This is a genomic window from Parabacteroides bouchesdurhonensis (genome assembly GCF_900186615.1).
In the GTDB taxonomy this organism is placed as follows: Bacteria; Bacteroidota; Bacteroidia; order Bacteroidales; family Tannerellaceae; genus Parabacteroides; species Parabacteroides bouchesdurhonensis.
This window is the reverse complement of sequence record NZ_LT896588.1, coordinates 3,064,471-3,080,870: the sequence shown is the minus strand read 5'-3', so window position 1 is coordinate 3,080,870 and position 16,400 is coordinate 3,064,471. Positions and strand designations below refer to the sequence as shown.

The 16,400-nt window shown below is 40.8% G+C and carries 8 protein-coding genes; 3 read left to right on the top strand and 5 right to left on the bottom strand.

Annotation, left to right across the window (positions count from 1 at the left end; translation table 11 throughout):
- Positions 1 to 89 precede the first annotated feature (89 nt).
- The 3 genes from C1721_RS13280 to C1721_RS13270 are packed head-to-tail and all read right to left on the bottom strand — an operon-like array spanning position 90 to position 9,089.
- Complete coding sequence (locus tag C1721_RS13280; RefSeq protein ID WP_102408715.1) at positions 90 to 7,370, bottom strand: MuF-C-terminal domain-containing protein; 7,281 nt, start codon at positions 7,368 to 7,370, stop codon at positions 90 to 92.
- Complete coding sequence (locus C1721_RS13275) at positions 7,370 to 8,494, bottom strand: hypothetical protein (protein ID WP_102408714.1); 1,125 nt, start codon at positions 8,492 to 8,494, stop codon at positions 7,370 to 7,372. The genes C1721_RS13280 and C1721_RS13275 overlap by 1 nt, the downstream gene beginning before the upstream one ends.
- 1 nt (position 8,495) lies before the next feature.
- Positions 8,496 to 9,089, bottom strand: coding sequence for a virion core protein, T7 gp14 family (locus tag C1721_RS13270; RefSeq protein ID WP_102408713.1), 594 nt, complete (start codon positions 9,087 to 9,089; stop codon positions 8,496 to 8,498).
- 99 nt (positions 9,090 to 9,188) lie between these two features.
- Between C1721_RS13270 and C1721_RS13265 the strand changes: the two genes are divergently transcribed.
- Positions 9,189 to 9,470, top strand: coding sequence for a hypothetical protein (locus C1721_RS13265; RefSeq protein ID WP_102408712.1), 282 nt, complete (start codon positions 9,189 to 9,191; stop codon positions 9,468 to 9,470).
- 94 nt (positions 9,471 to 9,564) lie between these two features.
- On the opposite strand, the gene C1721_RS13260 is transcribed toward C1721_RS13265, so the two are convergent.
- Together C1721_RS13260 and ppdK are read right to left on the bottom strand one after the other, a co-directional pair.
- The gene (locus C1721_RS13260) at positions 9,565 to 11,046 is read right to left on the bottom strand and encodes a tyrosine-type recombinase/integrase (RefSeq protein WP_102408711.1); all 1,482 of its coding nucleotides are present in this window, start codon (positions 11,044 to 11,046) and stop codon (positions 9,565 to 9,567) included.
- Positions 11,047 to 11,239: 193 nt separating this feature from the next.
- Positions 11,240 to 13,960: a pyruvate, phosphate dikinase gene (gene ppdK, locus C1721_RS13255; protein ID WP_102408710.1), complete on the bottom strand. Its 2,721-nt coding sequence runs from the start codon at positions 13,958 to 13,960 to the stop codon at positions 11,240 to 11,242.
- A gap of 186 nt (positions 13,961 to 14,146) precedes the next feature.
- Here ppdK and rlmD point away from each other — a divergent pair, with 186 nt between their 5' ends.
- A complete protein-coding gene (gene rlmD / locus C1721_RS13250) occupies positions 14,147 to 15,559 on the top strand; it encodes a 23S rRNA (uracil(1939)-C(5))-methyltransferase RlmD (RefSeq protein ID WP_102408709.1) in 1,413 nt (470 codons plus the stop codon).
- 26 nt (positions 15,560 to 15,585) lie between these two features.
- Positions 15,586 to 16,400: MltF family protein (locus C1721_RS13245; protein WP_159063590.1), on the top strand; the 815-nt coding region annotated here is incomplete at its 3' end.

Here is a 16,400-nt window from a genome sequence, read left to right as displayed (position 1 = left end):
ATATATTTTGAATATACAGTTGCGCACTGTACATTTGCCTCCGTAATCAATCACAAACCCCAATCATGGGGCACATATTGAACAGATTTTCAAAAGTAGTTAAAAAAAATGGAAACAACAACAACAAAGAAAATTAGTTCGGTTGCACTAAAAACAAAGACCGATGTGCAGGGAACGCTCCTTGCTTTAAAGATTGGCGTTCCCACCGCGATAAAGAACAAGCAGATAAAAGCTTGCTCTATTCGGAGTGCTATACGCAAGTTAGCCACGAAAGGATACTCTTTTAAACAGTCCGAAGCATCTGCTAATTCATCATACCGCATCTTTTCATTACGTTCTAACCCATGTTTAGCCATAACGTAATTCTCAATATCCCGTTGCGTTATTCCTTTTTTAGTTAATCGCTCAACAGCTTCAACCATTGGATCCGCCAACTTTGCTTTGAACTGTTCCTGTTCGTACGTGTTACGGGGAGACAATGTGTTTTCATACAGATACACATTCATATAGTCAGGAATCGGCTTCCCTGTTTTTTTCTCAAATATATCTTGTAGCTTTTTTACAGCTATCATCCGGTCAACATAAGCCTCATGGAGCAGTTCGATTCGAGATTGGATATTTCCCTTTAGCTCGGCTTTTTTTTCTGGAGACATACGCAACTCATCAAAAGGCTTCTTGCTCCTAAATAACGTATCATATTCTTTGATGTTATCACGCACGGCATTGTCTGTTTTTGTTTTTTTCATCACATCAAACGCCGTATCGCTTTCTTTCAGGCGATTCTTGCTTTTCCAAAGCATATACATTATATCGCCATCGGACATTTTAAGATCTACGCCCATACTACGGAATGCATCTTTGATTATGGAACAGATTTTTTGTATAATACCTGGATCAGACATCGTTTCAGCCATGTGAGCACAGTACTCTTCGGCAGCTATCTGCCTGTCGCCGTATTCATCCATTAAAGATTCTTGCGTTTCCTGTGGCAAAGAATCAAATACCGTCTCCATTGTCGAGCTAAAGGAATCACCAAGTAAACCACGAAGCCCCTTATGCGCTACAACTTCATGCAAAACTGTAGCCTGTGCATCCGCGACACTTTCTGCATTTGGCAACACTAAATACACTTTACCAGTTACAGGATCATACCAACCCCTGGAGCCTCGTTTTTTATTTTGTTGTACAGAGTCATTATCTGTAATCTCATCTACATTTCGAATGATTTGCACAGGAGTATTCAAGTTGTCTGTCAATTCATCTACGGCCGAAGTAATTTTCCCCTCTTCAACCGTTGGATTTACGAAAGATTCTACTATCTTTGTGGCAGATGAAAGCTCTTCATTGGTTATTTCCTGCTGAACCGGTTGTGACGCTGAGGAGAACCAATCAAGAGCTTTTTCTTTATCCACCCATCGCAATGTTCCGTTATTTATAATAGGAGATATGATATTTTGTATTTCACGACCATGGAACGAGCGTACATCATTAACTTCCAATACTTTTCCCCCGTCTTGAATAGACTTGCTCATTTCAATAGCGACACATACATTTTTACCGTCACGGTCTTTCATTTCTGTTAATACCCCTATCGTATTGTCACTGCGCTGAAAAACAAATATTGGAGATGATATCTTTGAAGGCATATCCAACAACGTATTAATATCAACGTTATGTTTTTTTTCAATGCCTTTTCTTACTGCTTTTTGTCTCATAACAATAGGCAGTTTAGGAATAAACGAAAGCATAGCTCCTTGGGGTGTACCCAAATGAAACATTTCGTTATTGCCCATCTCACCATGTTGATAACGTTGTAACTCCTCGTTAAACTTCTGGTTTACTTCATCTATACCTGCCGCTCCTTTCTCTCCTATGAAATGAAAACGAGGATCAGTCCTTCTAGAATTAAAACGCTTGGAAGGCGGGATAATACCACCTTTATCATCACGGGTTATCAGATCGTTCAGTTTTCGGTTGTTCTTCGTATTCTTATACCTGTAATCGCTCTTATCATCATATCCCCATTCGTTGATGTCGTTACCGTCCCAATAAAGATTCTCCGCAGGAACTTCTTCTTTCATGATCTTGTAATTTCCATCAAGTGCATAATGGCCGTGCTGTTTAGCATACGACTCGGATAAGGAAACCCAATCTCCATTTCTTACTTTCCCTTCTTTTAATGACTTCGGAACTGCTCGATAAATTGTGACTATCGGTTTTTCACCCTTATTGATGGCATTCAACGCATTACTAATAGCTTCCGCGCTTTCATCCCTATTTGTATCACGGTTCATCCGGAATTGTTCATTGAGACTGTCACGTATCAAATCTTTGTTATTTGCGACATCCACCATGCTTTTATCGATTCCTTCTTCATCATAAGAAGGCGCACGATGAGCCATTCTAAACTCATCGGTTGATAAATAGCCCTTTCTTCTGGCAGCTTCATTAACGATGTCTTGCATACGACTTTCGTTATTTGCATCAACCGCTTCAAAATAGGCCGCATCTAACAATTCATCGGACATCAGTTCGAATTCCTCCAGACGTTTTCTTTCTGTTTCGATTTCTTCCTCTGCTCGTTTGCGGGCAGCTTCCATTGCGTTATGGGCATCAAGGCTTTGTTGAATATGTTCCTTACGCAAAACATCTACATCTCCGAACCGTTCATACAGCTCCGATTTTATAGGGGAAAACAATTTTACAAACTGCCCCAAGGATAGATTATCATTGGCAAGCCTAACAGTTCTTTGTATATTTTTAAACGCGTATGATGCATGACCTAAATTACCACGACGCATTGCGTCAGCATATGAACGAACATCATTTTCATTAAGATCATGCTTTTCAGAAAAAGATGATGTTTCGTCCTTTTTCTCACGGAAACGCAAATTATCTTTATTATCAGATTGACGTCTGTCAAGTTCCTGTTGCGCCTCATACTCCAGCCCGTTGTTCGAGAAAGCCTTCGTGAAGTATCTTAAGGTGGATTCTCCCGTGTTCGGATTTCGGATGACAGCACTGAGCACTTCCACCGACGGGTCTACCGACATGATATCCAGCACATGCGGGTCAGTCGTCTCTCCGGCCAACTTTCTCCTTGCCCCTTGGTTGTACAACACGGCGGCAGGAATGCCCTTGTCCTTCAAAGATTCCTTACAGCATTGGGTAACGAAACGGTTCATTTTGTCTTCCGGCGAATCTTTGTCGGACAATCTACGCGCATTGTCCATGCTTCTGAAATAAGTTCTGACTACCAGTTTCAGGTCGCCTTGCTTGGCGACATAGTCCCGCAATACCTTCTCCGCATTCGCTATGGATTCGACGTTCCCGGAGGCATAAGCATCTTTCAATTTGCCGGGAAGCAAATGTGCGTTTTCCTCTGTGACTGCTTCATTCTGTGCCCCCTCAACCTCTACGCTCTTATACTCTGAGAACGGCTTCGTCTTTCTGCGCGATGAATCCACCCACTTCTTGAACTCTTCTTTGCTAACCTCGCTAATAATTCCAAGCCCTTTCCATCCAGGAGAATAATTTGAAAGATAAGCGGCTTTTGCGTCTTCTGTTGAGTTAAAGCCATACATGACTTTGTGTTCATCAAAAGACCCATCTGCATTTACTTGATCTACTACATATATGTTACCAGAAGCAGGAGAATCAGAAAGAAATATATCAATATGATCACCATCAACACCTTCGGTGCCACGAATATAGCCATAGGTATTATTCATGATCACACTCCATTCCTTACCATCTGCATCCTTACCAGAACGAACAGAGCCGACCGGTTGTTCTATGGTTATATCAAAACCATCAATCTTTACATGCCCCTTTTTATAGTTCCCAGCCTCTTTCTGAGCATTTGTTGGGTTAGTATCAACTTGTTGCTCCGCCTCTAATATAGCCTCTTGAATAGAACTAGTATTAGCATCATCAGAAAATTCTTCTCCTTCTATTAACTTGGATTTTTCAACTGCGCTTTCTTGTGCAACTCCATCCGCGCGATCAATACCGGAGCCAGCCGGTTCTCCTGCTTCAATTTCTCCACTTCGCCCGGACGGATCAAGTTGTTCTCCTTGCAGTATCTCGCTGCCTCCTTCGCGTAAGCCATCGCCTCCGCTTTCGTCATTTCCTTCAATGTCTTCATTATTGTTCGATTTATTTTGTGCTAAGATAGCATCTATTTCATCTTGTTCTTCTCTTATTGCCTGAATTTCGTCGGCAATTTGCGAATCCAACTCTTGTCTTTCCTCTACTGTGAGTTGTTTTTCTGCAAAATCACGGACAATACTTTCTTCATATGCTTCATAATCTTCTGGGGACAGATGATAGTTTTCTTCGCACCATGCCGCATACTCATTGTATTCAGTCTGTTGTTCCTGTTCCGCTTTCGCCTTGCGGTTGTTTTTGATATAATCGATCAAGTCTCCTCGCGTACGGGAGGAAGAAAGCACTTCTATGATCGCATTGCGTCCTGCATTAGGGTCATTCTGGTCAAAGAAATTCGTCCCGTTTTCAAGATCCGCCAACATAAGCATCTCCCCGGCACGCTCAATCGACACACCGCCTTTGTCTTTTCCGGCAAACAAGCCGAACATGGATCGAGCCTCACCCATGCCAACACCAAGTTCTTTCTTATAACTCTCCTGCGACAATTTAAGAGAACCGTTAGCCAGCATTTGTGCTGCCAGCTCTTCTCCGTTCTGGGGAGCGGTATTGCGCATTAAATTGATGGCGGCTTCTTCTCCCGGCTTAATCCTTGCGTCCTGTAGCTTTTCTTTAACTTCACTCCAATAGCCAAATTCTTGCTGTAGTTCAACGCGTTTGACCTCCCATGCTTGCTTGTCGGCGATAAACTTGCGTCTATCCTTGCCAACCTTTGGCGCATGCTTATCTGTTGCTGCAAGCCGTTTCTCAACATCGGACAAATTAGCATCGACAAACTGGTCTACCTCGTCAATTGTCATAGAGCCGTCCAGCAGTTCATCTAAAGTGTCATTGATATCTGCTTTATGGTATAACGGATCCCCGTTTTCGTTTACAGGGATAACTAAACCTTGTTCGGCTGGATCTATTGCAGTTGGTTCGGATGCAGGTTGAGTTTCTGAAAGGTCAGGCTGCATCTTCGGTTCGATTTGTTCTATTTGCTGCTTAGGGCTTATTATATCTTTTACTCCTACAAGCATGGATAGTTCCGCATTCAATCTCTTTTCAAGCCGCCTGCGCTTGATGGCATCGCCGTTCTTGGAGGCCTTCGCCAGCTCTTTTTGTTTGGACGTAATTATATCATCGATCGTTGCACCAGCTTCTTTACCGAACTCAGAAACGAGGGCATCCGCATACATATTAGGGTCGGATATAGACTTGTAGTCTATTTCATTCCCTTTCATCGGGAATACCGGTTGCTGGATATCTGTGTTTTGGGCGGATTGTGACATATTGTTGTCTCCGCCCGCTGAGAAACCCTCATTTCGCCCTATATTTTCTGACGTTTTATCAATATTTTCACCATTCTCAATCCTATCAACAGGGATAGTTTGGATAGCTGATTTAACCACGGCATTTTTTGGGACCGTTGAAAGAGTGCCATCTCCTGTATCTATAGACATGTATTCAGATTCCGGCATTATATCAACAACCTTCCCTTTGGCTTGTTTACCGGTATCAGGATCCATATAAGTTACATCATCACCGTTAACAATCTCCTGTTCCTCTTCTTGTTTCCTTTGCTGTTCTCTGATTTGATCCTGCAAATCAAGCTGGGCGCGAAGATTTGCTTCATACTGCGCTCTTTGGTCAACAGCACTGACGATATTCGCCACACCTGATATCTGCTTAGGGGAAATAATCTGCATTTCTCCATTAGGGTCTAAATAATACATGGACTCCGAACTTTTGCCGGAGTCCATGATCATTTCTCCATCAGAATTTGAATCGGTAACCACATCTCCTTTTACTATGCAAACAGGATGCTCCATGTCTCCATTTATGAAAACTTGCTGGATCATGCCATTCTCGGCAATATAAGGAGCATTCGCATTATCATAATTCATCATCTCTGTTTGGATGGAAAGCTCTCGACGTTCATTCTTTTCTTCATTGATCGCCTCAGGCGTACGAAGGGATTTATATGCAATATCAGACTGAACGAGATTGAACAATGCGTCTTTTTGCTCTTGAGAGAATTGATTGCTCGACTCTAAGGCTTCCAAAAATGCCGACTTCTCTTCCGGTGTAGCCGCTTCAAGTTCATTTCCAATACCAAGCATCTTATTGTCACCTTTAAACTCTGAATAAAACACTTCTTTGGCGTTATTGTAGTCTCTACGTGTCTTTATCTTATCATACTGTCTTTTAGCAAAACCAGGAGCACCTGCAGCAGAGAAATACGCACCTCCCCCCATTCCGTACACGAATGAGTCTTTCAATCCATCCGTAATGTCTCTATTCGGATCGGCACCTGTAACCTTATCTGTAATGTTCTCGGCCAACTGTGAAGCAACTTCTTCAATACCTTCTTCGACGGGTTCATAGAACATGCCAAACTCTTTATAATGCCTTTGCAATTGGCCCATGAGCCCCTTCTTTACAGCCTGTTCAGCTTTATCTCTACCTAAAGATTTATAGAGTGTTTTCATCCATGCCTTCGAGACACCTGCACCTAACATTTCAGACAAACCTTCTGCAGTTCCAGTAATAATGGCGTTAGAAGCTTTTGCGAACTCGCCCATATTAGGATTCTCTGCATCTAACTGATCATATTTATCACTCGCAGTTATAGCACCAATCCCAGCCAGTCCTGCAACAGGAGCCCCTGCAATTGTAGCGGCTGCGGCAGAAATAGACACAGGTAATGATTCTATACCCTGTAAAGCAATGTCACCAATCGCACCGGTATAATCTCCTTCTTTCCATAGTTCAGAATAAGACTTTCCATCATTCCTAACAGAATTAATTCTTGATGTTTCTCCTACATCCTTAAAATAATCGGAAGCTTCTTTAAAAACTCCACCTCTCGTACCTAACCCTAGCTTTTCAAGACCGATTGTTGCCTTATCCAATGCTCCAAATAATCCTGCCCCTAATTGAGCACCACCTGCATTCAGTTTTTCAATTGCATCCCCAAGATAAGTGTCCCAGAATCCCTTTCCACTTCCTTGATCGGCCATGTCAATATCAGGATATCCAAGCTTGGCATTGAAATCAGACAGAGATCCTATATCTTCAAACCCATCTTCTTTTAGCTTACCATACAGAATTTCTCGTTTACCAGAATCTTTCAGCTTACCTTCAAAATCTTTATAATTTCCAATATCTTCATAGCCGTTTAAAGATAGAGTTTCATATAATTTTTTAGCATTATCTTCCATTACCAACCTATTTTTTTAGACACCTGATTTTCATTCTTTTTATCTCCTTCATCCACAGAAATAGCCAATTCTTTCATCAGGCGAACGGCAGAAGGGCTATCCGGCCAATGCGCCAGGACGTAGTTCATCCTTTCCGAAGGACTAAGGTCTTTATACTTTCTCTTCTCACTCGGATCACCTTTAAAGACATCATTTTCCATCTCTTTAAAAATGCGAGGGTAAATCGTTTTAAACACGTTCTTTTTTAGCTGATATGTTGTCCCTGTATTCGGGTCATAGTATGGTTCTGTTTGATTATCCTTTCCTACAGAAGATTTAGTTGCACGCTGAACATTAGCATCAGCATTTTGACGGTCTATATTCAGTCTTTCTGCCTTGTATGCATCATCAGCCGCCATCTCCTTCTCTTTCATTATACGATCCTTATCATCTTTTTCTGTCAGATATTTCAAGCGATCGGCGGATATGTCTTTTGCATTTTTAATCCTTTTCGCATTTTCAATCACACCAAGCAATCCCGAACGATCACGAGTATACCCTTGTCTTGCTGCCTCTATATCTGCCAACACACTATTGTAAAGGCCTGTATCATATCTATCCCGGTCTACTTTATAAATATCACGAAGACGCTGAATATAAGCATCATTATCCTTCTGTGCTGATGAATCGTCTTTTGGTATGTATGCCCCTTTAGCCCCGGCTATACCTTGAATAATCAGCTTTAAACCATCAGCCGCGGATGCGATATTGTTAGCAGCCCTAACACGTTTTTCTTCCGGTAACTGCGGAAAGCGACGAGTTGACTTGTACAATGTCTGATAAAATGGTTCTACTGAATTTGGGTCAAAATTTTTATACAATTGATTGATCCTTTCTGGGGAATAGTATTGAGTTGCCGCCCTCCAATCATCTTCGCTCATCCAATCCGGCCTTGACGAAGCATATGTTTGTACAGGAGTAGAAGCCGAAACCGGAGAAGAATTGGTGACAGTTGATGCGGATTGCGCTTCATCTTTAACAACAGCATCCTTGTTGCTATTGATAGTATCCTGCTTTTTGTCTACCTCGTCAAGCACAGTTGACGATGACGGAAGCTCGTCTTTTAGATAGTCCGTTAACATCATATTACTCACCGAATTTTGTAGGATAATTAATCTTTGGGACAGTTACACCGGTATTAACAGGTGCTTGAAGTGGCGTAGAACCAGGGGTATTTAGCATCGATTGTCCTATAGATCCCGCACTGTTTAATGCGGTACTAAGCCCATTTTGCATATAATTCGTCCAACTCTCGGTATTTTGACCATTTATCTGTTGTTGCTGATTATACAAATTCTGACGTTGGTTAAGATAACGGTTCATAACATTATCCTTATACTGTGTATTCATGGCTGAAATATTACTCACAGTATCGGTGATGGATTTATTTGCTACCTCCTTTTCTGCAACCATAGCTTCTGGGGTTGCGCCAGTAATAGCTGCAGTAGAAGCAGAACTTTTAGTTCTATCTTTTAACCCTTCTCTAAGATTCCTTAATAGAGCGGCATTATCCGATCTTTGAAGTGGATCACTATAATACTCTTTATTAAAAAGACTATCATTATACTCTCTTTCCTCATTAAGTGCTTTTTGAGCCTTTTTTCTTTGTTTTGCAGCCTTTATTCCTCCAAATAATCCACCCAGAAGACCAAGACCGCCTGTTATTGCTGCTCCAATCATGCTTTTATAATTTACAGTTATGATTATGAAGAAAGTAGATATACTTTTGCTTATAATGTTGTAAATTATAATTTTTGAAACTAATTGATATTATCAATCATGGGACAACCAAAAGGCAAAACAGGTAATCCATCGGGGAAACCAAAAGGAACAAAGAATAAAACCACCGTACAGATGAAAGAGATTATCACGGGATTTGTCGAAAACAAATTAGGTGATGTTATGGATGCTTTTGACAACTTAGAACCAAAAGATAAGGTTTCGGCTTTTACATCCTTGCTTAAATATGTTATACCTCCTGCCAGAGATACAGAGAGTGATAAAGAAAATAAAGAGGCAATATCTGCTTTGGTGGAAAGACTGTTTAACAGGAAAAGCTAAAAATTGCCTTAACAAGAACCGCCCGGACATAAAAAGGCGGTAAGTTTTGAATTTACCGCCTTATGCTATAACCAATGTTTATTTTTGGGCAATACTAAAATCCTTTTCCTTTCTGTCTTTCATAAATTCTAAAATCCCCCTTATCCAAGTTATCTACTCGAAATATAACCTTACAACCTACTGGCATATCTTCTGGGAGATGTTTGGCTAATTCTGTTATAACATCATCAATATTGTTGTATCCAAGATCCTTGAATGAATAAACCTTTTTCTCATTAAAGAAAACAGTTCCCATAACCATATTCTTAAATGATATTTTGAAATGAGATGCATTCTCTTGGTCATTATCCACATTATTGTTTTCGGTACGTTTCCCAAAGAATATATAATCTATTACTTTCTGATTAAGATCTGAAACAATTGAATAATCAGGTTTAACGTAGGTCTCTGTTACTTTATGAGCACTCGAATGGTTCATGGAGAATGCCACATCATACATAGATGCCTTTATGTCATTTCTTGCAATTGTCCCCCAGCTATGACGGAAAGTATAAACACAATAAGATTCTGGCAGCTCATTGAAAGAGCATATTTTTCTCAAACCTCCATTCACATTCGAATTAATTGCATCTTCTGAAGAATAACGTTCATGAAAGTTAAACAAATATTCATCTTCGTTGTCTGCCTTGTATTTTTCAAATAGTTCCTTTAATATATCTGGAACTCGAATTTCTAAATAGGCTTTATCTGCACGAAATTTGGCGGTTTTTCGTCGATTATAGCTTAGTATGCCATTGCTATAATTCGACTTTTTTAGATGATAAAGATCAACTGTGTTAATGCCGGCTAAACACATTACCATCATCGCCACATCGCGAGCGATTTCAGGTACAGAACTTATCATCTTTGTTGGAGGCAAAGGCAATTCAAAAAATCTCTTTATTTCCTCTGCCGATATAGCTTTGTGATCCGGTTTGTCCGAAATTGGAATCTTTACTTTAGGCCAAGGATTTGTTTTTATTCGGATAACACCACGGTCATAGTCATTAAATTCATTGATAGCGGCCTTAAATATCTGACGAATACATACCGGATACATCTCCTTTGCCCTGGCAGTATTTGATAAAGATGCAAACCAATCATTCATAAATTTAGTCGTAAACCGGGAAAACATTAATTTGTTCGTACCGGCAAACCTCTCTAAATGCTGATATGACAACTCATAATTTCTCGCATTCCTTTCTTGCCCTCTCTTGGCCATTTCTAACTTATACTTTCTTGCATAATCCGAAAAACAAACATCTGTATCCCCCTTTTCAAGAAAGCTCACAACATCTTTAATTGTCCATTCGGATATATCTTCTTTGTTCAATCGTTCTATATAATTATTAATTCGATCAGAACAATATGATAGTATGATAGTATCCTTAATATCACCAGAACGGTTCAATCCTTTTTTATCAACCATCTTATCCGTTTTCATAAATGCTGTTTGCCTTCTATGTATTATCCGAATATAGACAGGGTAAAATCCATCATTTCTCTGTTTCCTTACACAAATTTTGAAAGTAGCCATAGATCAATATTTTACAAGGTGTAAACATGGTATAAACACTATGACACAAATATACACAACATAGTGTAAACATTTATTATTATTCGGCTCATTTTTTGCTCAAAGCACATACAAAATAAAAGGCTGACAACCAGTACAAAATCCAGTTATCAGCCTAATATATTGACTATTAGAAATCTACAATTTCATTTTTTCAATCCTCCAACGCTGCCTGCGCCGCTGCAACCCGGGCTATTGGCACTCTGAATGGAGAACATGATACATAATTCAATCCTACTCTGTGGCAGAACTTAACAGAAGAAGGTTCGCCTCCATGTTCACCACAGATACCACATTTCAGATCCGGACGAACGGCGCGTCCTTTTTCCGTGGCCATACGAACTAATTGACCTACACCTTTTTGATCCAGAACCTGGAACGGGTCCACTTTCAAAATCTTCTTTTCAAGATACACCGGCAAGAAAGAAGCGATATCATCACGAGAATAACCGAAAGTCATCTGCGTTAAGTCATTCGTACCAAAAGAGAAGAACTCGGCGGATGAAGCTATACGATCTGCAGTTAATGCTGCCCGAGGAATCTCAATCATAGTACCAACTTTAAAGTCAATACTGTCGCCCATCTCTTTAAACAGCTCTGCGGCAGTCCGGCGAATAACGTTTTCCTGTTCCTTGAATTCATAAACGATACCGGTCAGAGGTACCATAATCTCAGGTTTGGCCTCAATACCTTCTTTCTTCAATTCTAAAGCCGCACCCAAAATAGCCCGCGTCTGCATTTCAGTTATTTCAGGATATGTATTGCCCAAACGACAACCGCGATGTCCCAACATTGGATTATGTTCGCAAAGGGCTTCCACGCGTTGCTGGATATACTTAATAGATACACCCATTGTTTGAGCCATCTCTTCCTGGCCTTTCAAATCATGAGGGACAAACTCGTGTAAAGGAGGATCAAGTAAACGGACAGTTACCGGACATCCTGCCGTGGCTTTAAATATACCTTTGAAGTCCTCCTTCTGATACGGAAGAATTTTAGCCAACGCTTTTTTACGTCCTTCCGCATTTTCGGAAAGAATCATTTCACGCATTGCTTTAATTTTTTCACCTTCAAAGAACATATGTTCCGTACGGCAAAGACCGATACCTACAGCTCCAAAGCCACGGGCAATACTTGCATCATGCGGAGTATCCGCATTTGTACGAACCTGTAAACGGGTATATTTATCGGCAAGAGACATCAATTCAGCAAAGTCACCGGATAATTCGGCGGCTTTTGTTTCAACTTCACCCAGGTAAACTTCACCGGTAGTACCATTAATAGAAATATAGTCACCTTCTTTTAAAGTAACGCCATCTACATCCACCGTTTTATTTTTATAATCGATATTTAAAGCACCTGCACCTGACACACAGCACTTACCCATACCACGGGCAACAACAGCTGCATGTGAAGTCATACCGCCACGAGCAGTAAGAATACCTTCGGCAACAGCCATACCGGCCAAATCCTCCGGTGAAGTTTCAATACGAACCATCACAATCTTCTTTCCATCAGCATGCCATTTGGCTGCATCATCGGCAAAGAATACAATTTGTCCGGTAGCAGCTCCGGGAGACGCAGGAAGACCTTTTACCCAGATTTTTGCCTGTTTCTCTGCTTTCTTATCAAATACAGGGTGAAGTAATTCATCCAGTTTATTCGGTTCTATACGCAAAAGAGCAGTCTTTTCATCAATCATACCTTGATGCAACAAATCCATAGCAATCTTAACCATAGCAGCACCGGTACGTTTACCGTTACGAGTCTGTAAGAACCAAAGCTTACCTTCTTGAACAGTAAACTCCATATCTTGCATATCACGATAATGCTCTTCCAGTTTCGTCTGGATTTCATCCAATTGTTTATAGATTACGGGCATAGCTTCTTCCATAGAAGGATATTTGGCTACACGCTCTTGTTCAGAAATACCGGCACGTTCCGCCCAACGCTGTGAACCTATCTTAGTAATCTGCTGCGGAGTACGAATACCGGCAACCACATCTTCACCTTGCGCGTTGATCAGATATTCACCATTGAATAAATCTTCACCATTACCCGCATCGCGAGAGAAGCATACACCTGTAGCCGATGTTTCACCCATATTTCCAAATACCATAGCTTGAACACTGACAGCTGTACCCCACTCTGCCGGTATACCTTCCATTTTACGATAAAGGATAGCGCGCTCATTCATCCAGCTATCAAATACGGCACATATAGCACCCCAAAGCTGTTCATAAGAAGAAGCAGGGAAATCTCGTCCTGTCTGGGCTTTAACAGCGGCCTTAAATTTCGTCACCAATGTTTTTAAGTCCTCTACTTCCAGTTCATTGTCCAGCTTTACCCCTTTCGCTTTCTTCACCTCTTCTATAATAGCTTCAAACGGGTCAATATCTTCTTTGTTCGTTGGTTTCATTCCTAAAACAACATCGCCGTACATCTGAACAAAACGACGATAAGAATCCCAGGCAAAACGAGGGTTATTCGTTTTGCGGGCTAATCCTTCCACCACTTCGTCGTTCAAACCCAAATTTAGAATAGTATCCATCATACCGGGCATTGAAGCACGAGCTCCGGAACGTACGGAAACCAATAACGGGTTTGCCACATCGCCAAACTTTGAGTTCATCAATGTTTCAATATTCGCGATCGCTTTTTCTACTTCACCCTTCAGTAACTCTACAACTTTTTCCTTTCCTAATTCATAGTACTCGGAACAAACTTCTGTTGTGATAGTAAACCCGGGAGGAACAGGAACGCCTATCAAATTCATTTCGGCAAGATTTGCACCTTTGCCACCCAGCAGATTTCTCATATCCGCTTTTCCTTCGGCTTTTCCATTTCCGAATGTGTAAACTCTTTTTCTTTCCATATCAGACAGTATTATTTTAGATTCTAGTTTTGCTATCTCAACATTGCAATGTTGCAAATATATGCTATTTACAAGTAGATGCTATACTATGAATTAAATATTTTTACATGTTTTATAACCATTATTTATTATTCGTATCAGGTAAATACGTACATTTGCGTGGCGAAAATTTTAAACTCAACTAGATTGGCAAGAAATAAGAAGCAGTTACCTTTGCTGGAAAAGGTAACAATTACGGATGTAGCCGCAGAAGGAAAGGCTATTGCAAAAGTGAATGAAATGGTAGTATTTGTTCCTTTTGTTGCTCCGGGAGACGTTGTTGACATTCAGCTTACCCGCAAAAAACACAGTTATGCAGAAGGCAAAGCAATCTATTTCCACGAATACTCACCCAATCGTACCGAACCGTTTTGTGAACACTTCGGTGTATGTGGAGGTTGCAAATGGCAACATCTTCCTTACGAAGAACAATTAAAATATAAACACAAACAAGTTATAGACAACCTAACCCGCATCGGGAAAATAGAGATGGAAGAAATTCTACCCATCCTTGGTTCAGAGCATACTACTTTCTATCGCAACAAACTGGAATTTACCTTTTCCTATAAAAAATGGCTTACCGAAGAAGAAGTAAAATCCGGAGCTACATTCGAGAATATGAATGGCGTAGGCTTCCACATTCCGGGCATGTTCGACAAAGTACTGGACATTCATAAATGCTGGTTACAGGACGATATTTCCAATCGTATCCGTCTTTGCATTAAAGATTATTGCTTTTCTCACGAAGGATATCCGTTTTTCGACCTTCGCAACCAGGAAGGTTTTGTCCGCACACTGATGATCCGCACAGCTTCTACCGGAGATTTAATGGTTGTATTGTGCTTTTTCCACGAAGATGTAGAGCGGCGTGAAGCTTTACTGTCTCACATTGCCGAACAATTCCCGGAGATAACCTCGTTAATGTATGTAATCAACGAAAAGTGCAACGACACAATTACCGACCAGGAAATATTGGTATTCCGTGGTAAAGACCACATCATTGAAGAAATGGAAGGTCTGCAGTTTAAAGTAGGCCCCAAATCATTTTATCAGACCAACAGTGAGCAAGCCTACAACCTGTACAAAGTAGCTCGTGAGTTTGCCGGACTTACCGGTAATGAAATGGTATACGACCTTTACACCGGAACCGGTACTATTGCCAATTTCGTATCCCGCCAGGCTAAAAAGGTTATCGGCATAGAATATGTACCGGAAGCTATTGAAGATGCAAAAGTAAACTCGGCTCTGAACAAGATAGAAAATACGTTGTTTTATGCCGGAGATATGAAGAATATCCTTACGCAAGACTTTATAAACCAACACGGACGTCCGGATGTTATTATTACAGACCCGCCTCGTGCCGGTATGCATGATGATGTAATCAACACCATCTTATTTGCCGAACCGGAGCGTATCGTCTACGTAAGCTGTAATCCGGCTACACAAGCACGCGACTTGAGCCTGCTCAGTGTAAAATACAACGTCAAGAAGGTTCAGCCCGTAGATATGTTCCCCCACACTCATCATGTGGAGAATGTGGTTTTGCTGGAGAAGAAATAAACCTATATATAATCCTATATATAATAATGTATAAGAAATGCGTTCCCTTCTTACTCTTTATGTTTCTCTTGTGCAGCTGCTACAGTAACAAACGAGAGAAAGAAGAGAACGTGGTAACTTCTGCGGACCTGCCCCAAATTAAAGAGCAAGGCGAAATCACTGCCGTTACCTTATACAGCTCCACATCTTATTTCCAATATAAGATGCAGCCAATGGGCTACGAATATGACCTTATCAAAGACTTCGCTACTTCACAAGGCTTGAGGCTAAACATAAAAGTTGCCAAAAATGCCACCCGCCTGATAGAAATGCTTGAAGCCGGCGAAGCAGATGTGGTAGCTTACCCTATCCAGATAACTAATAAATTAAAACAAGAAGTCCTTTTTTGCGGACGTGAAGAACAATCATGCCAAGTTCTTGTGCAGCGAGCCAACAAAGGCGATACGATTCTTACTGATGTTACGGAGCTGATTGGAAAAGACATATACGTTAAGCCAAACACAAAATACTCTGAACGTCTTAAAAACCTGGACTTGGAATTGGGAGGCGGATTACATATAAAAGACATTGAAAAAGATACCGTTACCACAGAAGACCTTATAGAAATGGTATCTAAAGGAGAAATACCTTACACAGTAAGTGACGATAAAACAGCCCGTTTGAACAAGACATATTATTGGAATATCAATGTTGGTCTGGAAATAAGCTTTTTGCAACGTTCAGCCTGGGCTGTACGGAAAAGCAGTCCTGAACTAGCCAAAGCCATCGACGAATGGGCTTCCGACAAATCAGGCAGTTACACATTTAAAGCAGTTACCAAACGCTATTTCGAATTAGGTAA

Coding starts and splice junctions, on each gene's coding strand:
- C1721_RS13280 (WP_102408715.1), bottom strand. CDS start 7,370: ATGGAAGATAATGCTAAAAAATTATATGAAACTCTATCTTTAAACGGC.
- C1721_RS13275 (WP_102408714.1), bottom strand. CDS start 8,494: ATGATGTTAACGGACTATCTAAAAGACGAGCTTCCGTCATCGTCAACT.
- C1721_RS13270 (WP_102408713.1), bottom strand. CDS start 9,089: ATGATTGGAGCAGCAATAACAGGCGGTCTTGGTCTTCTGGGTGGATTA.
- C1721_RS13265 (WP_102408712.1), top strand. CDS start 9,189: ATGGGACAACCAAAAGGCAAAACAGGTAATCCATCGGGGAAACCAAAA.
- C1721_RS13260 (WP_102408711.1), bottom strand. CDS start 11,046: ATGGCTACTTTCAAAATTTGTGTAAGGAAACAGAGAAATGATGGATTT.
- ppdK (WP_102408710.1), bottom strand. CDS start 13,960: ATGGAAAGAAAAAGAGTTTACACATTCGGAAATGGAAAAGCCGAAGGA.